This is a genomic window from Parabacteroides sp. Marseille-P3160 (genome assembly GCF_900162725.1).
Lineage (GTDB): Bacteria > Bacteroidota > Bacteroidia > Bacteroidales > Tannerellaceae > Marseille-P3160.
In genome coordinates this window covers 70,549-92,597 of the sequence record NZ_LT799418.1, presented here as the reverse complement: position 1 = coordinate 92,597, position 22,049 = coordinate 70,549, and the positions used below count along the sequence as shown (strand labels likewise).

The 22,049-nt window shown below is 42.4% G+C and carries 13 protein-coding genes and 1 pseudogene; 1 reads left to right on the top strand and 13 read right to left on the bottom strand.

Going from position 1 to position 22,049, the window contains the following annotated elements; all coding sequences use genetic code 11:
* Positions 1–73 precede the first annotated feature (73 nt).
* From BQ8014_RS00410 to BQ8014_RS00360, 10 genes and pseudogenes are all read right to left on the bottom strand, one after another.
* Positions 74–1,423, bottom strand: coding sequence for a glucoamylase family protein (locus BQ8014_RS00410; protein WP_080902620.1), 1,350 nt, complete (start codon positions 1,421–1,423; stop codon positions 74–76).
* Positions 1,424–1,449: 26 nt separating this feature from the next.
* Positions 1,450–3,750 (bottom strand): beta-glucosidase BglX, encoded by a 2,301-nt coding sequence (gene bglX / locus BQ8014_RS00405; RefSeq protein ID WP_369808768.1) that lies wholly within the window; start codon positions 3,748–3,750, stop codon positions 1,450–1,452.
* Between the two features lie 98 nt (positions 3,751–3,848).
* Positions 3,849–5,363, bottom strand: a complete 1,515-nt coding sequence (locus BQ8014_RS00400; RefSeq protein ID WP_080902619.1) for a RagB/SusD family nutrient uptake outer membrane protein — start codon at positions 5,361–5,363, stop codon at positions 3,849–3,851.
* A gap of 20 nt (positions 5,364–5,383) precedes the next feature.
* Entirely contained in the window at positions 5,384–8,455 is a 3,072-nt protein-coding gene (locus tag BQ8014_RS00395; RefSeq protein WP_080902618.1) for a SusC/RagA family TonB-linked outer membrane protein, read from the bottom strand.
* 363 nt (positions 8,456–8,818) lie between these two features.
* Positions 8,819–11,566: a triple tyrosine motif-containing protein gene (locus BQ8014_RS00390; protein ID WP_234997946.1), complete on the bottom strand. Its 2,748-nt coding sequence runs from the start codon at positions 11,564–11,566 to the stop codon at positions 8,819–8,821.
* Between the two features lie 404 nt (positions 11,567–11,970).
* Positions 11,971–13,857, bottom strand: coding sequence for a right-handed parallel beta-helix repeat-containing protein (locus tag BQ8014_RS00385; protein WP_080902617.1), 1,887 nt, complete (start codon positions 13,855–13,857; stop codon positions 11,971–11,973).
* Positions 13,858–14,244: 387 nt separating this feature from the next.
* Positions 14,245–14,676, bottom strand: a complete 432-nt coding sequence (locus BQ8014_RS00375; protein WP_080902615.1) for an HU family DNA-binding protein — start codon at positions 14,674–14,676, stop codon at positions 14,245–14,247.
* A 948-nt stretch (positions 14,677–15,624) separates the two neighbouring features.
* A pseudogene (locus BQ8014_RS00370) lies at positions 15,625–15,774 on the bottom strand (cysteine peptidase family C39 domain-containing protein); the annotation flags it as partial.
* A 31-nt stretch (positions 15,775–15,805) separates the two neighbouring features.
* Positions 15,806–17,059 carry a type II toxin-antitoxin system HipA family toxin gene (locus tag BQ8014_RS00365; protein WP_080902613.1) on the bottom strand — a complete coding sequence of 418 codons (1,254 nt, stop codon included), beginning with the start codon at positions 17,057–17,059 and terminating at the stop codon, positions 15,806–15,808.
* 3 nt (positions 17,060–17,062) lie between these two features.
* Entirely contained in the window at positions 17,063–17,362 is a 300-nt protein-coding gene (locus tag BQ8014_RS00360; RefSeq protein WP_234997945.1) for a helix-turn-helix domain-containing protein, read from the bottom strand.
* Positions 17,363–17,691: 329 nt separating this feature from the next.
* On the opposite strand from BQ8014_RS00360, the gene BQ8014_RS00355 reads away from it, so the two are divergent.
* Entirely contained in the window at positions 17,692–18,249 is a 558-nt protein-coding gene (locus BQ8014_RS00355; RefSeq protein WP_139785043.1) for a S41 family peptidase, read from the top strand.
* Positions 18,250–18,330: 81 nt separating this feature from the next.
* Here BQ8014_RS00355 and BQ8014_RS00350 read toward each other — a convergent pair whose 3' ends face one another.
* The 3 genes from BQ8014_RS00350 to BQ8014_RS00340 all read right to left on the bottom strand — a co-directional run bounded on the left by BQ8014_RS00350 (position 18,331) and on the right by BQ8014_RS00340 (position 22,024).
* Positions 18,331–19,521: a 6-bladed beta-propeller gene (locus BQ8014_RS00350; RefSeq protein WP_080902610.1), complete on the bottom strand. Its 1,191-nt coding sequence runs from the start codon at positions 19,519–19,521 to the stop codon at positions 18,331–18,333.
* Between the two features lie 135 nt (positions 19,522–19,656).
* Positions 19,657–20,841, bottom strand: coding sequence for a 6-bladed beta-propeller (locus BQ8014_RS00345; RefSeq protein ID WP_080902609.1), 1,185 nt, complete (start codon positions 20,839–20,841; stop codon positions 19,657–19,659).
* A 7-nt stretch (positions 20,842–20,848) separates the two neighbouring features.
* The gene (locus BQ8014_RS00340; protein ID WP_080902608.1) at positions 20,849–22,024 is read right to left on the bottom strand and encodes a 6-bladed beta-propeller; all 1,176 of its coding nucleotides are present in this window, start codon (positions 22,022–22,024) and stop codon (positions 20,849–20,851) included.
* Positions 22,025–22,049: the final 25 nt, after the last annotated feature.

The window sequence follows — 22,049 nt, the reverse complement described above, 5'->3', positions numbered from 1 at the left end:
CATATGATTTAGATTAAAAAAGGAATTCGATACGCTTTCGCAAGGAAATAAAGTATATGCAAAGAAAAAACTTTTATTTCAACTCCGGTGATTCGAATCCCAACTTTTTTAATCCGTTCTGCACATCCGGATGGCTCATAAACAATTTCCACAATAATCCCGACCGATAATTCTCAATCATTACCACAATCGGTCCTTGGTCTATCGCCAGATACCGTTGCGGATACCAATTATCCGTTTCGCTGTAAGCGTCATAAAAACCGTATGGTCCCCAAACTTTTTCCCCCTTTCGATACAGATTGCGTAGCACCTTCATCGACTCTTCCGGTGTATAAACAATAGAGGAAAGGGCGGCAGTCGGTGAAATAACTCCCAAATCCCCTCTCTCGGAAGGTTCATGCGCCGAATAACCGTTCACGGAATAGCTGGCAGTCAGCCCCCAGGCGTCTTCGCCATAACCCTTATATCCTTTGGGATTGCGAAGGCAATAAGCGCGATTGATCAATGTATAATTCTTCATCTCCTGAAAATAATCTGCATAACGGTCTTTCAATCCGGTCGGATTTAACCCGAGGAAAGAGTAATGCGCCCAAAACAGCGGGCCGGCTGCCGTTCCCTGGTAGCGTAAAGCCAAAGGATAACCTTCGACCGTGTGCGGAGAGGAAATGGCCCCGCCTTCCGCCCAGCCTTGGTGGTATACTTCGGGCAGTGTCCCATGGGTAGGCGAACAGGCAGCCAGTATATAGGTAATCAGACATTCATTGTATCCGCGGATGGCAAAATTCATCTCCCAGGAATACTCCGGGCTCCAATGCCAATACAATACATTTTGATTGTTACGGTGCCAGTTCCAGTCGACATCCCGCCAAAGGGTATCGATACGGGCGGCAAGCGCCTGTTCTTCTTCCGTTCCGTTTACATAATATTGATGGAGCGCCAGCAATCCCTGCAAAAGAAATGAGGTCTCCACCAAATCACCTCCGTTATCCCGATCGCTGAATCCTTTCACTTTTCCCGTTTCCCCATACCACCAATGAGGGAAAACGCCATGGAAAGAATCGGCCGTTTCCAGGAAACGGACGATCCGCGCCATATGCTCCAATCCGTCGGCTCTCGTAATAAAGCCCCGCTCCATTCCGGCAATAAGCGCCATAATTCCGAAACCGCTACCTCCGGAAGTCACTACATTCCGGTCATTTTCAGGATAGACTCCGTCCACATGAAAGCGTTCACGCGCCATGCCGCTCGCCGGTTCGGCTCCTTCCCAGAAATATTGGAAAGTCCGGTATTGTACGCTGTCAAGAAGCGCTTCATCGGAAATTTTGCCGTTCTCTTCTTCCGATTGACTGGAGGTATTCTGCTTGCAGGCCCACGTCCCGAAAAGGAAAACAGGCAAAAACAGGAATAGTTTTATTTTATTCATTTTATACGGTTCTAATGATTTGTAGCTTAATTCAGGGTAAAGCGTGCTGTCTTTACATCCCGGCTGTTTCCTCCGATCATGACGTCAAACTCGCCCGCCTCAAAGTCATATTTGAGATCGTAGTTATAGAATTTCAGCAGCTCCGGTGTTATATTGAAACGAATAGTCCGGGATTCGCCGGCTTTGAGAAAGACCTTTTCAAACCCTTTCAACTCTTTAACCGGACGCGTAATGCTTCCGACCAGATCCCGGATGTATAGCTGTACTACCTCGGCTCCGTCAACATTTCCCTGATTGGTGACCGTGATGCTGGCCGTCAGGGAACCGGACTCATTCAATGAAGAAGAACTGAGGGTAATATCGCCATAGGAAAATTGCGTATAACTCAATCCGTATCCGAACGGATAAAGCGGTTCATTGGTTACATCCAGGTAGTTGCTGCGGAATTTCTCAAACCACTTTCCTTCGCCCAGCGGCCGTCCCGTATTCTTATGGTTATAAAACAAAGGCACCTGCCCGACCCGTTGCGGGAAAGAAGCGGGCAGCTTTCCGCCCGGATTGACTGCGCCGAACAAGACATCCCCGATGGCATAAGCTGCTTCAGTTCCGCCGAACCATACGTTCAGAATGGCCGGTACGTGTTCCTCTTCCCAAGGCAACGTCAGCGGGCGTCCGGTAAAAAGGACTAAAACGACAGGCTTTCCCGTTTCCAGTAATTCTTTTAAAAGCTCCTGCTGTACATCCGGGATGCCTAACTCGGTCCGGCTGCTCGATTCTCCGCTCATCTCGGAAGATTCCCCCAAAGCCGCAACGATTATATCGGCACGACCGGCAACGTCCAGGGCTTCACGAAGCATCTCTTCATTCGTTCGTTTTTCCTGCTCACGATGCAGGGAACGTCCGAATAGGGTTGCACGGGCCTCGTAAGCGCTGTCTGCCGTCAGATGGCTTCCTTTTGCATAAAGGATTTGCACGTTATCTCCCGCGACCGCTTTTAATCCCTCGACCAGCGTGGCCGGTTTTTCCAAATCGACGGCAACGCTCCAAGTGCCGGGCATATTGGAAGCCGTGTTGGCTAAAGGACCGACTACGGCAACGGTCCCTTTTTTCTTTAAGGGTAACGTCCGGTTATCGTTTTTCAGCAAAACAAAACTTTCGGCCGCAATCTTGCGCGCCAAAGCCCGGTGTTGTGTCGTATAGATATCTTTCTTCACCCGCTTGGCATCGCAATACTTATACGGATCGGCAAACAGTCCCAGTTTGTATTTTGCTTCCAGGATCCGGCGGCAGGCAAGGTCTATCTGTGCTTGCGTTACCTTTCCCTCTTCCAGCGATTTCTTTAAAGTTCCGGGCAGTCCTTCGCTGACCATGTCCATATCGATGCCGGCTTTCAACGCCCGGGCGGAAACCGTCTGTAGATCGCCAATGCCATGCGCCACCATTTCTTGTATGCCTGTATAGTCGGTTACGACAAATCCTTCGAATCCCCATTGGTTCCGCAGAACATCGGTCATCAACCAACGGTTGGCTGTCGCAGGAATGCCGTCGACCTCATTGAACGAGCTCATTACACTGCCGACGCCTGCTTCTACCGCAGCCTGATATGGGTACATATATTCATTGAACATGCGCAGCCGGCTCATATCGACGGTATTATAATCCCGGCCGGCCTCTGCAGCTCCATACAAGGCGTAATGCTTGACACAGGCCATAATATTCGTATTGCTCGCATATTGCTGGGCTCCTCTTCCCTGATAACCATATATCATTGCCTTAGCGATGGCTCCGCCGAGAAAAGGATCTTCCCCGCTTCCTTCGGAGATACGTCCCCAACGGGGATCCCGGCTAATATCCACCATTGGGCTGAAAGTCCAGCAGATGCCGTCGGCGCTGGCCTCCACCGCAGCTACCCGGGCCGCTTGTTCGATCGACTGTAGGTCCCAGGTAGCCGCCATTCCCAAAGGGATCGGGAAAACGGTTTCATACCCATGAATTACATCCATCCCAAAGAGCAACGGGATCTTCAGGCGGCTTTCTTCCACGGCGATACGCTGTACATCCCGGATCTTTTCTACTCCTTTAATGTTGAAAAGCCCTCCGACCTGCCCCTGCTTTATCTTCTCTGCAATATTGCTGCTTTGCGCCTGTCCGGTCGTAATGTCCCCGGAACTGGGAAGGTTCAATTGCCCCAGTTTTTCTTCCAGAGTCATTTGCTTCAGGAGATGGTTGACAAACTGATCCATTTTCGGGTCTTTACTTTGAGCTTGTCCATCGTTAAGCACAAAAGCGCAGGCCAATATTAAAAGCCATCTCTTTTTCATCTTCATATCCATTTATATTATCTACTCTTTTTCGGATCATAAATAAGGCATAGGCCACTCCACCCGGAGGTGGCCTATGCCGGATAACCTATTGAAATATTTTATTAATAATTAGGATTCTGCACCAGTACTCCGTTAGACTTGTCTATTTCAGTCTGTGGAATCGGTAAATAACGATGCTTCTCCTGGTAGTTTGTTTTGCCGGCAGCATGTAATACCTCGGACGCAATTCCCCAACGTACCAGATCATAGAAACGATCCGGCTCCAAAGCCAGTTCAACCCGGCGTTCATGGCGGATCGCTGTCCGTAATTCTACCTGGTCGGTGGTTGTAACCTGCGGTAAGATCGTCTGGTCGGCACCACGCGCATGGGCACGTACCTGTTCGAGATAAGTCAATGCCGACGCTGTATTTCCCAATTCATTAGCTGCTTCGGCTGCCATCAGAATCACGTCCGGAAGACGGATCAAACGGATATTCACCCAGAAACCTTCTTTAGTATATCTTTCTCGCATGGCCGGATTGGTATAAGCTTTCTTATTAAAGAATGCTCCGTCCGCCAGGGATTCAGGCGATTCGCCATAAGGTTTGTTCGTATTTTCAGGGGTAATCGCCTCTCCCGGTTTCCGGAAGTACAGCAGGGAAGCATCCCGGCGCGGATCTCCTTCTTCAAAGGCAGCGCCTAATTCTTTGGTACCCATATGCCATCCCCAGCCAAGGTTCCACTGGTCGGCCCCCCGGACACCCTGCACCTGGCAAAACTGGCTTCCGATATCCGTACTCCCCGGCTTGGCGGCAGTAGCCGTACATTGCAATTCGAAGATCGATTCCCCGCAATTCTCACCGGCATCCGTAAATACCTGGTCGACGGCTGTATTCAGGTTGTAAATTCCCGAATTGATGACCTCTGTCGCTGCGGCATACATATTAGCCCAGTCGCTTCGCATCATATACGTACGGGCTTGCAGGGAGCGGGCAGCTCCCCAAGTCAACCGTCCCACATATTTGGACTCCCAAACCGTAGGTAGATGGGAAGCGGCAAATGCCAAATCGGCGTCAATCAAGGCGTAGATCTCTGCGACCGTACTCTTCGGGATATTGGCTTCGGAAGCGTTCACTATTGCAAAGTCAATTTTAGGCACTTCCCCGTAAGCGCGAACCAGATTGAAATAGCAATAGGCCCGGAAGAATTTCGCTTCGGCTTCCAAAGAGGCCGACTCCTCCGGATTTTCGGAGTTCTCGATCTCTTCGATGATAGTATTGGCCTGATGAATGATGGTATAATTATGATTCCAGTAAGTTCCCAGAATGTAATGCGTCGCGTTATAATTGAAATCGTCAAAAAACGAAGCGACATCGGTTCCGTCGGTCGCCGTACTTCCTTTCTCAGAATCTTCCGAACGGAAGTTGTGGATACAGAAGGCAGGAATACCGGCCGTGATATTATAGCTTCTTAGCAAGGAATAGAGGGAGAAGATTTTAGCTTCCGCCCCGCCGCTCGTATCGTCGTCTTCGGTAAAACTACCCTGCGGGCTCTTGTCCAAAAAATCGTCGCAACCTGCCAGTGAGAAAGACAAAGCGGCAATCAGTATATAGATATATTTATTTATTCGTTTCATAGCATTCTCTTTTTTAACGGTTAAAAGGTAAGATTCAATCCAAAAGTATAAACGGCAGGCATCGGATAAGGATTATTATCAATGCCGAAAGCCGTGGCTGTTCCTCCTATTTCCGGGGTATATCCGGTATTGTTCTTCCAGGTTTTCGGATTCTGGGCATTAACATAGACCCGCAAGGCCTTCATACGCAATTTTTTCAATAAATCGGTTCCGAAAGTATAGCCTAACTGGATGTTCCGGATCCGGAAGAAACTGCCGTCTTCCATAAAATATTCCGACGGATAATCTTTCCGGTTGATTGAACGTGATGTGCTTAGGATCGGTTCGGTCGTAGAAGTACCTTCTCCGTTCCAACGCCCCATGCGCTCTTCCAGATAATTGAACTGGGACCAATCATAGGTATTCCATACCCGGTAGATTTCGTTGCCCTGTACGCCCATCATATCGACGGACAGGTCAAAATCCTTATATCCCAGGTTCACTGTAAAGCCGTAAGTGAAGTCGGGAGTCGGGTTTCCGATCATCGTCCGGTCGTCCGGCGTAATTTTTCCGTCCCCATTGACATCTTTAAAGCGGAGATCTCCCGGATTCACCGTTGTCAACGTATTCTCAGGCGAATTAGCGATATCCGAGGCCGATTGGTAAATTCCATCCAGCTTATAGCCATAGAAATAACCGATTGGATAGCCGGCCTGCGTATAAGAATTCAGAATAGCGCCGGAAGTACCGTCGATAATCGTATATCCTTCCTGTACAAGGGAAATCACTTTATTCTTAATAGTCGTTAAGTTAGCGCTGATCCCGTAGTTCCAATCTCCGCCAATCTTATCCGACCACGAAAGAGCCAGTTCCACTCCTTGGTTTTGCAGCTCTCCCAAATTACTCAGCCCGGGCGTTGTTCCGGTAATTCCCGGTACTTCCGCCAACAAATCTTTCGTATTCTTTTTATAATAAACGCCTTCAAAGCTCAACCGGTTTTCCAGGAAATAAGATTCCAGGCCGGCTTCCCAGGCTATTACCCTTTCCCATTTCAAGTTCGGATCCGGTAAATAGGCTTTGGAATATCCGGGGATGATATTATCGCCGAAAACGGCGGAAGTCGAATTATTCAAGATAGGTTCGGCCGGATAAACCCGGTCCATATTCTGGTTCCCCAATGTTCCCCAAGAGCCTTTCAGTTTCAAATAGTCCAGGAACGTAATATCTTTCATGAAATCTTCCTCCGTCATAATCCAGCCGCCACCGACCGAATAGAAGTTCTGCCATTCATTTCCCGTATAGAAGAAAGCGGAAGAACCGTCCCGGCGGAAAGATCCGTTCAGCAAATATTTGTTCTTATAATTATAAAGGACGCGGCCGAGGAAAGAAACCGTAGAACGTTCCCATTGGGTACTGCCGTTCGTGGAGGCATCCGCATCCCCAATGCTGACAAACCATTTATCGGGATCATTCGCGATAGGCAAACCATTACCCTCCTTACGGGTTGCCGTAAGGCTGGACAGGTTATTGTAGTATGTCGTAAAGCCGGCGGTCGCCGTGATGTTATGGTCATTGAAGCTGTTCGTATAGGTAAGCAGGTAATCGCTCTGGACTTTCGTCTCATTCAATTTATATTGCTCGACCGCCGTCTTTCCGTCTCCCGTGACCACAGGACCGTCTACCGCCTGGTCGTAAATCGTTATTTTAGGTGTATAAGTCCGGCGGTCGTACGATTTGTAATCCAGAGAATACATCACTTTAAAGTTGAAATGTTCCAGGAAATTATATTCCCCGTAAACATTCCCCGACCCGCGGTAATCGAGCACCTTGTTGGTGTTTTCCCGCAGCTCGATATAGGTCAATGGATTGGCGACCTCATTCTTCTGGAAATCGGGAAGCGCCGTATAAAGCTGATATTCCTCGTTAAAGGCCGGAGCTACCGGGGAAGCGTACAAGGCGCTCTTCAGGCCGGAAGTGTAAATGGCGCCGTCCGTATTCAATGGAGTCGCTCTGGCGCCATTAAACTGGAAGCCGACTTTCAGGTCTTTCGTAATGTTGTAATCACTGCTCAGATTGATTGTAATCTTGCTATAATTTTCATGTTTCATGCTTCCGTCTTCGGAAGTATACCCTACTCCCAGATAGAATTTATTTTTCTCGGAAGAGGAAGTGATGCTGATATTATTGTTGGTAATGAAACCCGTCTGAAAGATTTCATCCTGCCAATCCGTATCGGCTGTCCAGGCGCTGAAATCATAAGGAGCCACTCCCATATTGGTGCGTTGCTCGTTATAAAGCTCCTTGAACTGGGCTGCATTGGTCAGCTTAATCTTATCGGCCACCGTTTTGAAACCGACCGACGTATTCAGATTGACCAAAGTCTGCCCCTCTTTCGCCTTTTTCGTTGTAATGATAATCACACCATTGGCGCCCCGTACTCCGAAGATAGCCAGAGAAGAAGGGTCTTTCAATATTTCCATGGATTCGATATCCGCCGGATTCAGGAAGTTGATATTGTCATTAAACAACCCATCGACGATATAAAGGGGTTTGTATCCGTTAATGGAGTTTGTTCCCCGGATACGGATTTCCGGGTCTTTTCCGGCAATGCCACTATTGACCACCTGCACACCGGCTACTTTCCCTTGCAAAGATGACAGGGGGTTGGTCGTAGGGCGATTCGCAATATCCGAGGCTTTGATGCTGGCAATCGAACCGGTTAAATCCCGTTTCTTTGCCGTACCGTAACCGATTACCACGGCCTCGCTCAACATCTGCACGTCTTCTTCCATGACAATATTAATAGTCGTCTCCGCACCGACCTTCACAGTCTGGGTTTTCATCCCGACATAAGAGAATTCCAGGGCATCACCCGGCTTGGCTGCAATCGAATATGCGCCGTCGATATTCGTTATCGTCCCGGAAGTAGTCCCCGGGATCCGTACGCTAACACCAATCAATAATTCTTTTGAAGCATCCGAGACTGTCCCGGAAATTGTCTTTGTTTGAGCAAAAAGGCTCATACTGCTTGCAAATGAGAAATAAGCAAGGAGCAACAGACTTTTCAGGATAAGAGTTCCCGAACTTCGTGTAATAAATGTTTTTCTAGGCATAATCTTGATTTCTCTTTTTAAGTTAACAGATATATTCTTTAAAATAACACACTTTCGTTTTCCGGTTTAAAAACCTTCATTCATATTCTATCTCCAAAACAAAAGATGGAATGTCCTTCTTGGGAACGATGATTTCTAATGAATCAAATGTATGGAATCCGAATCAAACGTTATGAAAAGTGAATACATTCCCTATACTTCTCTCTGTTTTTTAACAGTACTACCAACTCATTTTTACTACTCAAATAATAGTAATATGCTAATTAATAATAATATAATGTTATTTTGTTTTTACGATAAATTCTCTTAGTGCAGTTTTGAGGCAGCAGATCCTTTTTCCTTGCAAACCGGCCTTTGGATCTGCTAATCAATCGTAAGGAAAAAATCGTTCAGGTTTTGGGAAGGTTGAAGTTTTAACCTTTTACGTAAGCGGTAACGACTGTTTTCAACCGCCCGGATGGATAAATTCATCAAGGATGCAATTTCCTTTGTCTCTAAATTTAATTTAAGGCATGCGCATAACCGCAAGTCGCTGTTTGTCAACTGAGGATAGCGCTGTTTCAGTTCCTTGAAAAAACCGGTATGCTTCTCCTGAAACTTAAAAAGGAAGGTTTTCCAATCCTCTTCCGTATCCAGGTTATTCTGTAGCAGCATATTGATCTTCCGGTATAAAGGCTCAAGAACTTTACTTCTGTTTTGAGCATAAAACTCATCCACCACGCCTTTTATCTTTAATATCAACTCGTTTTTCTGAATAATAAAAGAAGTTTGCGTCAGCAGTTCGGCATTTTTCCGCTCTACTTCGTTTTGAAGTTTACCGGCCAATGCCCTAAGGCGTTTTGCTTCCCGGGCTCTGATCTTCTGAAGATGAATATTCCGGTAACGTTTCAAGATCAGGAGCCAAATCATATAGCAGATCAAGAATGCCGCCAGGATATAAAGCATATAAGCCCAATAGGTATAGTACCAGGGAGGAAGCACGTTGAAATGGAATGAGACCGTTTTCGAGTGATTCCCTAGACTATCGGCCGTACGTACATGGAAAACATACGCCCCTTGCGGTAGACGGGCATAAGACACCTGATTGATTTTCTGGGGAAGCGACCAGTCCGAATCGACATTCTCCAGTTTATATTGAAAAGACAAGTCCGATACAAAAGAATTGGCTGCCAGAAAACGGAGTGTAACCGTGTTGAAATTATAGGCGGCTTCTCCTTGCCGAAGTGGGTCCAGATATTTCTTCTTATCAGCGACATTCTTTGTTTGTATCGATTCAATAAACGGGGCATCGGGCGCTTTGGCGATATCCGGCGCCGAGTCGGATTGCTTATGGTTATACAGTAGAAACCCGTTATCCAGGCAGACTAAACTTAGCGAATCGTTCAATACGGATATATTCTCATAGTTATAAACCAATGATAAATTCATTCTCAGATTATAATAATCCAAGATAGATGCTTCGTAACCATCATAAGAAAACTGATAAATGCCGGAACGGCCCAACGCCCAAAAACGATTGTCCCGGATCGGAACGATTTGCCGGATATGCCTTATGTTAACGAAACAAGTATCAAGTATTGCATTAGGAATGATATTGTTTTTAATATCATCATATGTATAGAAATGGTTATCACCCAATAATACGACTCTGCCGCCCACTTTGAACAGTTTCAACTTGTAAGGTAATCCGTCCCCGCTATTTCCTCCATAATAAGTAATGCTGCGGAAGCCGCTCAAATCATCCTCCAGTTTGCAGCGGTAAACTCCGCGATTAAAATGTTCTATCCAGATATTCCCTATATGGTCGATCTCAATATCCTTTACCGGTTCTTGAAGTTGTTCGAAAGTATAAACTCTTCGGGTTTGCTTGTCGATCAACCGGATCGACTGGTACGTGGAGAGAAGTAGATAATCCCGGTTTCTTATCCGTCCTTCCGAAAGTTTATAAACGCCGGTTCCGATAGAGAAAGCATCTTTTACGTTCAGGTCCTTCCCAATCTCCTTCAACCCTTTGTTATGACAGCAATAGAGCTTGTCATCCACGACTTGAAAAGACCAGACCTGTCCTTGCGTACCGTCAATCAGCTTCAGGTGCGACAAAGCATCGGCTTTTTTCCTTTCTTCCTTTTCCAAAAAGAAAACGCCTTGGTTGGTTCCGATAAACAAGCGGTTATTCCATTCTACTGCACTATAAACGGCTCCGGTTTTCCCCCCTGGATCCGTGTAGGAATCTATTTTATCCACATATTGGATAAAAGCAATTCCCCGATCCAATCCGGCCCATAAATGATTTAGCTGATCTTCGTAAAGCGATAAAACCGTATTATTTTGCAAATAATTCTCCGATGAGATATGATTAATTATCTGCCCCCGGGTATCTGTTTCATAAATGCCGTCTAATATTGTTCCGAATAAATAAGTACCCCGCGAAGATAATAACCCGCAATTCAGTTCCTTACTCTTCATCAACCGGGAAAGGGGCGGCTGCCAGTCCCGGAAGGTTTGTCCGTCATAGAGATAAATCCCCATCGTGCTCGTCCCGATCAAATAATCTTTTTCACCGTAGGGCAGTATGACACGCACATCCGTATTTTTCAGGAAATCGCTTCCTCCGATCTTTTCCAACCGGTTCTCCCGGAGACGGAGTAAAGAGCCGGCCATCTGCTGTACCAGAAATTCATCCCTCACTTTGCTCAGAAAGAGGAATCCATGTTCCGCCGGAAGGCGGCGGACGGTATGGTAGTCATAAATAAAAATAGAACTGAAAGACTGGAAATAAACCTGGTCTCCGGCAATCCAGATCTTCCAGAAGTCATCATTCCTCAGTTCATTTTCACCTAAGGAAGCGCTGAGTGAAGTGTAGGCCAGTTTCCCGGAAAGATCGCGATCCCAGCGCCCGAACTCTTCATAGCTGCCGGTAAAAACCGTTTGATGGGATAGTACCGCGATCGAACGGGCCGTTACTGAATTCGGCACACTGTTCAACGTCCATTCAACCCCGTCGAATTCCAACAGCCCGATATCATTTCCGAAATACATTACTCCCCGTTCGTCTTGCCCAACCGCCCAGTTTTTATTATCGGCATGATACGTTTCCCGGTAGATATTCACAACATGAGGTTTGTTGGAAAAAACCGGAAGAGCCCCTAGCATCAGAAAGAACAGTAAAGAATTCCGGAATGATAGCCTCATAAAAATCATATAAGGTTATTTATTTTTTAGTTTGCCCAAAAATAACAAATCCTGGCGACATTATGCCCTATATGTGTCGGGTATTTTTCCTTTCTAAACGTCCTGCCCCTAATAAATTATTCTGCATATATGTTGACTTTCAGGAATAAGAACCTTATTCCTTTGGTATTGGATAAAATGGGATTATACCCAGAACCAATCGATTGACTTTATTTAACTGACATTTATGTCTGAAAAATAAAGTATAATATATCATGATAACCCCCTATTTAGATTCTGTATAAAAACCTCGACCCTGATTTGTAGTATTTAAAAAAATGACCTTAATTAATTCTACGGCTATCTATTTTTACTTCTTGTAGATAATTATTTTTCTTTTTAATATGCGGATTATAATTCAACTTATTTCCGGATGATTGATTTAAGAAGAAAGCGACCTCCAAAGATTTCATTCTGTTATCTGTAAAAGTAAGGGAGTCAACAAAGCTATCCATCCAAATGCCATATATAAGATTCTCAAAAGAATTAGCAGTTACTTTCACCCCCTTCGTATATTGGGGCAAGTATATCCCATAAGTGTCTGTCTGTTTCTCATTGATTAAAAGCGTTGGAGGGGTGTCCCTTTTAAATGTGTTATTATCGACACGAACGTTCAAGTCTTTGTGCCCAAGCAATAGATTGTAAGGGTTTTTATAAATAGCAAATCCTCTGATACAATCAGTCACCTTATTTCTTTCAATAATAATGTTCCCTTCCTCAAAACAATTCTTATCTTCATAACCATCCAAGATTTGTATTCCTGAATAAAACCCGGATATTTCGTTATCTGAAACAACAGAACCACAAGCGTATCCTTCTATAAGACCTATGCCGGTAGTCCCCCCTCTGGAAATAAGTGTATAATAATAATTCGTTTCATATGGCAGATTTGTTTCTACCTTGTTATTTCTAATATGCGTATTGCGTCCTCCACTGATAATTCCCTGACCGCCGTTAAGTACGGTATTTCCTAATAATTCCGTATTATAACAACCTTGTTGAACCGTCACTCCCGACCAGATATTGTTTAAAGCAACGCAGTTCTTTATGTAGCAGTTAACAGAAGGTATCCCTCCCCGTCCTTTTGCTGAAGCAGAACGAGTAATATTGAATGAATGAGTTCCTCCATTGGAATAACAGTCTTCAAAACCTGAATTCACGCAAGAAACCATTTTGAAAAGATTATAATTGGAGTAATTTTTATACTCCTTTGCTTTGCTATCAAGTATTTTCAATAAGGATGGAGATAGAATGGCTTTGAATTCTCTAACACAAGTGTTCCATGCATAAAGGCCATAAACCAGCGATAGGTCCGCATCGCCACTTGGTTTATATGATTCGGCAGAAGTATAGAATGATATTCTGTCTACGATGCAATTTTTGCAATAGGAGAGTTTGATAGGCATCCAACATTTGGAGTTTCCCTCGATAGAGAAATTACTCAACAATACATTTTCAACCATGTTCATAACACTTATCGTTGTGGCTTTCCGAAATAAAAAACCTTTCCCGACTATGGAAGGATTAGGTTCCCTTGAATTATCTTTATGATATGCAGGGAAAATACGATTCTGTCGGGTGGTGATCATATGTTTATCTACAGATTTAACCACATCCATTTCTCCGAAGAAACAGCTTGATTTGCGCGTACGCCCTAATACCCATGCAGTATTATAGTTAACACCTTCAATGCCTTCTCTGATCATCGAATTACGCTGCCCCCGAATGAGCACATTATCTCCCTTTTTGATTTTCCCCTGATGATTCAAGCAAATAGTATTGGAAAAGTCTGAAATATCTTTTTCTATGCTGATCTCTTTTCCAATAGAGCCTTCTACAATAAACAATTTTTCATCTTTGGGTATAAATACAGTCTGTTCCCCAGCCCCAAGGATGCTTTTGCCGCTTGGAACTTTTATTCTGGAACATATATATTTGCCCTGTGGTACCCATACTCTATCAGACATGGAAAATGCTTTTTCAAGAGCCAAGGCCCAATCATTGTCTTTTACATCCTTTTCAAAATCAGTCAGCGTTACATAATCAATCCCTTTCGGAAACGGACTTTCTGCTTCTTCTTTGAAAATAAGACCCCTATCAACCCATCCTGATAATAGAATGACTAGTATCATTAGTAGGAATATATCGGTTTGTTTAAATTTGTTTTTCATTTTAATTCTACTTGGCAGATTAGGATTTTGCCTAACCAGAATTATTCATCGTAAAAAAGAACTTTTCTACGTACAAAAATACATCAAAACAACCGGAAAAGCTATTATTTGTTATACCGGATTCTCCGCTTTTCCCGGCAGAGGCGATGGAATGGCAATTTCTCCTATCGTTCTGTGAATATTGCCGGTTCAAAAAAATCGATACCGGTTATTACAATGTGTCCCCAAAAGCAAGGTTATCGAATTCGGTAAGACCATCCGCATCCGTCCGGCTTGGAAAATGTTTCTCCGGCCTGTCGATGATTAACCGGAACAGCAATAAGGCCGCGCTACATAAAGCAGCGCGGCCCTTACTTACGGATCTTCACCCGTTTCAATCCTTCATTTTCAGAGTTCCGGCATTTCGCCGCCTTCCTCCGGTTCCGTTCCTTCCTCTTTCTTCACAGAGAACTTGATCGTTTTCCGGGTTTCCCTCAAAGCGGCATACGGAGTGAAAACAATCTTCGGCTGGCGGATCATCGATGTGGTGAAGTCTTTTTTATCGTCTACCCGGTCGCTTCCAACCGTCATGCGGAAACTCCCGAATGTATCCAACTGAACGATACGTCCCTGTTTCAATTCGAAATCCACAATAAAATTAAGTGAATCCAATACCGCTCTCACATCCGCACTGGAGATGGAACTTCGCGCGGCAATCAGTTGGCATAAGGTCGATAAATCGGTTTTTCCCTGGTTTACGGTACATGCCCCATACTTGAATCCTGAATCCTTTACCCCTGGTTTAGCCAGTGTCTTTTTTAACGTTACTAATTGTGCCATAGTTTTAAATTTTTAATAAATAAATTGATAATAAATGTTTGTTGTACCGGTACGCCACAAAGATACCCTGCGTGGAAAAAGGCAAAAAGCTCTGAGGACGACGTAAAAAAGGCCTAAAGAAGATTGTATCCCCTTCTGTAAGCCTATACAATGGCGATTTCTCCATTTTTACACCACTTTTTACGTCGTCCTCAGAGCTTTTTTCAACAGTCCTGTTTTTTTGTTAAAAAAGAATCCTTCCGACAACTTAATTCGTTAAATATCAACCGATATCCAAGAGGTATATAAAAACAACAGCTCCTAAAGATTTATTATATATTAACAATATCCTCGGATACAACTCTTATTTATCTCATTTTGGCAAACACGTTTCAGGATTATGTGAGAACGTAATTGCTAATTGGACTTCTACAATTTTCTTCTGGCGGAGGAGGGTATTCTTGTATTGCATCTCGTATTGAGCCATCCGCTCCTTGAGAGATTCAATCTTTTGTGGATAATACCTTAATCGCTTATATTCAGCATATTCAAATAAGGTAATATAGAAGGTAGAATCAATGAATTGCAGGTTCCCTAATTGAAGATCTTTGGGCGGTATAGATATCAGCGTCAGGGTAAACTCTCTTTAAACTCCTGTTATGTCCGGTTCAGCGTAAGTTCCAGCTTCCGTCGGCGATAAAAGCGAGGCTCCCGCCTTGCAATGATTATCCTTTTTTAAGGGTCGGCAAAGCTGGAACCTTGCTTCCAACACGACGGGATGAGGATACTCTGGACAAATGGGTAAATGCGAGTTTGCCTTGGAAGATGAGTGAAAAAACGTTACCTATCAGCAAATCCACTATTAACTGAACAAGCTGACTTTTGTACGGGTGGGATATATCCGGAAATAACTAAAATTCTTTTCCTGCTTTTCTTTATCGTCTTCTATGGCATAAAAATCAGAGGTAGGATTACCAGCATGGAAACATCCTCACGGGTGATAAATGAGCACTCCCGCAATGCCTGTAAAGTATAATTACGGCCATAGTATTTGGCAATCATGCGTAAACGCATAGGATCGCAGTCCATAGAATCTAATTGGGTATAAAGAGGAAAGTTCTTATAATGATTTTATATTATATACACAATATTACATCATTACAAAATCAGCCTTAATACTCTCGATCAATTTTTCATCAAGACCCAATTCCTTTGCATAAACCTCAAAGTTGACAACTGCATTAGCGACCGTATCGATTAAGGCTTTATAATCCTGTATATCGTTATTCAGACCGATTATTTCCAAATCTTCACGGATTATATCTTCGTTCTTTCCATTCACGGTCAAAGAATGCCTGTTGGCATAAGCTGGAGCGCTCAAATCCACACTGTAAGTTAAATCGTATGCAGGAGATAATCGCCAAATACCGTCCCGATTCATACAGAATGAGAAGTTTTTGGAATGGTCATCCACGTTCCGGGCTATAACATTAAATACCATACGCAAATATTGTTGCTTACTGTCTTCATAGGGCAGGTTAAGCCGCCGGATTACGGCAAAGATGTCTTCATAACTATCACTTTCCGGCGACATTGCAGCCAATGTTTGCATATGTATTTTTTCGTTCCTGTTACGGTCAAACCGTTGGGTAAGAAAATGCGTTACTCCTTCGTATGCCCTTAACTCCGATGGCATCATATTAATGCCGGCATCCAATGCCATCCGGTAATAAATATATTCCAGTTTGGAAAAAGGATAAGCTGAGTTATCATCATATTTAAGGATATAATGCTGAAATCCTTCGGGTATTAATCCCTGACCGGAAATAACCTCTCCCGTTGCCTTATTTAAGGCAAGAATCACTTTCGGTCGTTTTCCTCCCGGTGATGAGCTTATCTTGATTAAATCCTGCCATAAAACAGAGTTTTCCTGATTTAGTACGGTTGTTTTTCGTTCATTCAATACTTGTTTGGCAAACTCGTATAATCTTTGCACATCGACCGAAAAAGCAGAATTATCTCCGAGTTTTTGTGCAGGATCGTACTGCAATGCACCCATTGCCCGGCTACCGATAAACGAAAGATGGTCAACAGGAGTTGTTTTCTTTGCAGGGATATTATTATCCCGCAGCCATGCTTTAAAGAGAGAATTTCCCCATTTGTCAGGCAAAGAGTCTGCAATCATAGGTGGAAGCCCATGGTAGAGTTTATCTTTATTTCCCGTCCACGGCAGTTGTTTCTGGCTGCGAGGTGAATCTATGGGCATAGTCAACGGCGCAATATCCAATCCATGTTCCAGGAATGAAGGCTCATATTCGAAAATGGCAACCCCCAATTTCTTATCCCATGAAAGATAGCCTACATCTATCCCCCACAGTTTTATTTTCACAACATTTGTTTCCATAGACTATTCTTTACTTTGTTTCTTGAATAATGCCCGTGGACTTTCCGGCAATTTCGGTAACAGCTTCTCCATTTCGTCCAGACTATCAATTGCCCGAAGCAATTTTACAAATGAGGCCAATGTGATCCCTGTGGAAGAACCATTCTCAAAAGAACTTATGGTAAATATACTTAATCCGGATTTCCCGGCAACTTCTTTTTGTGTGTACCCCATCCGCTTCCGGTAGTCACTATACCGTTTTCCCAGCTCCCGGATTATATCACTTCCGGATTTCTCATATAATTCGCTATACATATCGCTCATCTTGCTTATTGCAAATATAGATAAATCTATAATTACAACAAAATATTAAATAAAATATAGCTATAACTTCACTTAAATATGAACTAATAATATTTTAAGAAGTGTATCGTGTAAAATCATTTATCCTGTTGAATCATTACTGTCTACTAAAAAGTAAACGATTAAAAATTAAGAACCTGTTTAAATTGAAAAAAGAGAAAAAGGTGGTCAGGATACTTCCCGTCATAAAGATTAGCATATATAATGTCATGCAATAACAATACGTTTATTGAAGAAAATACTTGTACAATACAATTGTTGAAATAGAACCCGGAATATATTATATCAACATGGCCAATTGTACGGAAAAAGAATTTGAACAAAAAAAAGAGGCATTGGCTAATGCAAAAGCTGTAATTTATGACCAAAGAGGTGGTGGCAGGTTGAATTTTTTTCAAATCGTACCCTACTTGATTGAAAAACCGGTAACTTCTACATGGTGGAACGTTTCTCAAACTGTTTATCCTGATCGGAAAGACGTGCAATTTCATAAATCAAAATGGAGTATGCAACCCAAACAACCGTTTTTCAAGTCCAAGTCGATCATTATCAATGTACCGTCTGTGGTAAGTGCGGGCGAAACGATGATGGGAATTATCGATCATTACAATTTGGCTACCACCGTAGGAGAGCCGACAGCCGGTTGTAACGGCAATGTAAATAATATTATCCTGCCATGCGGCTATAGGGTTATGTGGACAGGCATGAAAGTATTGAAACACGATGGTAGCCAACTTTATCTGAAAGGATTCGAACCCGACTATCCGGTAAAAAGAACCATCCAAGCCATTAGAGAAGGAAGGGATGAATACCTGGAAAAGGCGCTGGAAGTGGCAAAGCAGGAGTAAATGATGTGACACCCAATGGCGGCTTCATTATCGGATGGAAAAGGGCAAAGCCATTGATAAATAGCTATTATTTGGCACTTTTTATTTTTTATACTTTGCCAACATAATCACCGCATTGGAGTCTTCATTCAATGTCGCCGCTATTTCTTTCAGCTTGCCTTTCAATAAGCCTTTCCCATAAGCCTCGACAAGCTCGTAGGCTTCTAATCTTTTCATAAATGCGATTTCATTCTTACTTATCATCGTGAACATCGGTATTTCATACACCAAGCTCATCGGTTTATTTGCGAAATCCTCATTATATACGGTACATTCGAAGATGGCTTTCTCTTGTCGGTCGTACACTAAATCAGTCCTTGGAAATCCATTATCCGCCTTGAAGTCATACTCTTTCTTTACGACCTGCATGAAGTAATAACGGTCGGTAAGAACGCCCGGGAAAAGAAACACTTCCGGAGTCATGGTCTGGGCAGACGGAGTCCTTACAATAAAAGGCGTCAATTTACGATCCTGTGAATAACGATAGATGGTATCGGCGGATAATTCTGCAAGTATCCAACTGTCCTGGAAAGGGATTAATTCTCTATTAAAAATAGATCTATCATTAACTATTTTACCATTTGCATTTCTTAATACTATTAGCGGCGATTTCTTCTCCTTATAAGGAATTGAAATTTCTTTGATGCTTCCATCCTGTTTGGATACAATCAAAAAAAAGTTCCTCTTTGTATCTTTCTTTTCATATTCTACATAGCCATCATGGCAGATTAAATGATTCCGGTCGAAATTACCTATTTGATCATAGAAAAAGTCTTTTCTCTGTTTGAAACTCCGTTTGAAATCTCCAAAGAGGTCATACACTAAGACTTTACCTGCATAATGGTTATTAACAAACATTTCACCGTTCTCTTCGTCAAGAGTTATTCCTAATACATTTGTATATTCCTCGCCGCTTTGACCAAAACGATTGATTTTTCTCAAGCCTTTCCCATTTCGGTCAAAGATAAATATATCATTGGCCCCTCTGTTCATATTTCTAAAGATCATGATTTCCTTGCCAATGGACTGTATATTAGCCGAAGTAATAAACTCGTCATTCGTTTCTAAAGGGATATATTCCACATCCAAAAAGTCCTGAAGGATCAGTTCCTTCTTCGGATAATTTGCCGTAACATCAACCGTGAGGAAAGCATCGGTTGATTGTTTGTTTCCTCCTCCGCATCCTGCCATTACTAACAGGATCATTGTCCAAATTAGATTGAGTTTTTTCATATTAGTCCTATTTAAAGTTCGTAATAGGCAAAATTACACCTTATTATGAAACTGTAAGCTAATGCATGACGTTTTATTAATAGCATTATATTTTTGTAACTATTCAATGTTCTAAAATTTTCGGCAGGGCCTTTTTCATTTCTTGTGCTTTATCAACATAATAACAGGGTTGGATTCTTCGTCCAATGTAGCAGCAATTTCTTTTAACTTGCCGTCTTTCAGTTCCCCCTTTTCATAAGATTCAACAAGCTGGTGAGCTTCTAAGGGATACCATGATTCGATTTCGTGATTGACAGGCCTTGTTAGGCTCATATAGATTTCCTTTTGGGTTGAGAAATCACCATTGTACACAGTATAATTGAACATAGCTCTTTCCTTATTATCATACATCATATAAGTTTTTGGGAATCCTGAACCTATATTCCAGTCATATACATTTTTTATGGTTTCCATGAAAATATAACGATCAGATAACAATCTCAAAATCAAAAACTCTTCCGGATTCATGGATTGGATAGAGGGAGTTCTTACAATAAGAGGGTACAGGCTGTAATCAGGCAAAAGCGTATACACCGTGTCAGATGAAATTTCCAAAAGGATCCAATTGTTTTTGAAAGGGGTTATTGGACGGTAAGGGCCAGTCGTTACTCTAGCAATAATATTATTTGCTTCATCTCTTTTATTTTGCTGTAATAACTTCTTCTCTTTAAATGGAATTTTAATCTCTTGGGTAATACTCCCATCCTGTTTGGATATAAGGATAAATGAAATTTTTTCATTGAAACGATCATAGCAAATCAAATTCTCTTTGTCATAATTGAACATTTCAGTATAAAAAATAGATCCGGAGCCTTCCTTATGTTTAAAACTTCGTTTAAAATTTCCGTATAAGTCATATACGAGAATTTTACGTGCAAAAATATCGTTAATAAACATTTCATTGTTGTCTTCATCAAGGATGATCCCAGCGGAAAGATTTATGTATTCATCGCCGCCTTGCCCTTTATGGTTGATCTTTCTTAATGCTTTCCCTGTTCTATCATAAATAAAAATCTCCCCGTCCTGGTTATAGTTTCTTACTAATATGATTTCCTTACCAATATCCATTACAAAACCTTGATTAAGAAAACCCTCTTTTGTTTCCAACGCAATATATTCCACCTCCATAAAGTCCTGAAGGATCAGTTCTTTCTTGGGAGAATAACTTTTCGTAACATCAACTGTGATAAAATCATCACTTTGGATATCTACAGGCTTACATCCTACAGTTCCTATTATCACAAACAGGATAATTATGAGATTTGTAAATACTCCTTTCATACGATTTTTATTTCTTATGCTTTATCAACATAATCACCGGATTCGATTCTTCGTCCAGTGTAGCAGCAATTTCTTTTAACTTGCCGTCTTTCAGTTCCCCGTTAGCATATGATTCAACCAATTTTGAAGCGTCTAAAGATTGCCATGATTCGTTTTCATAATCAACAGGTCTTAATAGACTCATGTATATTTCCTTTTGAATTATATAGTCACCATTATAAACAATATATCTTCCAAATGATTTTTCCTGCTTGTCGTACATAAAATAAGTTTTCGAGAATCCTTTTTTTGTATCAAAGTCATATTCATTTCTTATTGTTTCCATGAAATAATAACGTTCGGATAACAACCTCAAAATCAACATAACTTCCGGCTCCATGGATTGAACAGAAGGAGTCCTTACTATAAAGGGATGCAGGCTGTAATCGGGTGAAAAGGTGTATATGGTATCGGAAGAAAGCTCTAAGAGTATCTTATTGCCATTGAAAGGAATTATTGTAGGATAAGGATCGGGACCCATAGAGAGCATTCTATTATTCGCTTCATCTATTGAGAATTTTATCAAAAACTTCGTCTCTTTAACCGGGATTCCTATCTTTTGGGTAATGCGTCCATCCCGTTTGGACATAAGAACAAAAGCTCTCCCTTTACTATATTCATCAAAACAAATCAGATTATTTCTGTCATAATTGTCTATATCGGTATATAGCATCCCATTCGTGTTTTCCTTGTATGGTAGACTCCTTTTAAAAACACCTGACAAATTATACACCTGAATTTTTTTTATCTGATGGTCATGGACATACATTTCATCTTTATCTTCATCTAAGATAATATTAGTAATATATGTATATTCTTCACCTCCTTGTCCCTTACGATTTATCTTTCGTAAGGCCTTTCCGTTCCTATTGTAGACAAAAATATCCCCGTCGTTGATTTGTCGGTTTGTTACTAATATAATTTTCTCACCTATATCCTGGACAAAACCCTGACAAAGAAAATCATCCTTTGTCTCCAAAGCAAGATACTCCACATCCATGAAGTCCTGAAGGATCAGTTCTTTCTTGGGATAATCCGTTTTTGTGACATCAACTGTGATGAAATCATCGTTGCCTTCTTGTCTTTGTCCGCATCCTGCCATTATAAACGGGATAAGCGCCCAAATTACATTCACTCTTTTCATATTGATTCGATTTAAGGTTCGTAAT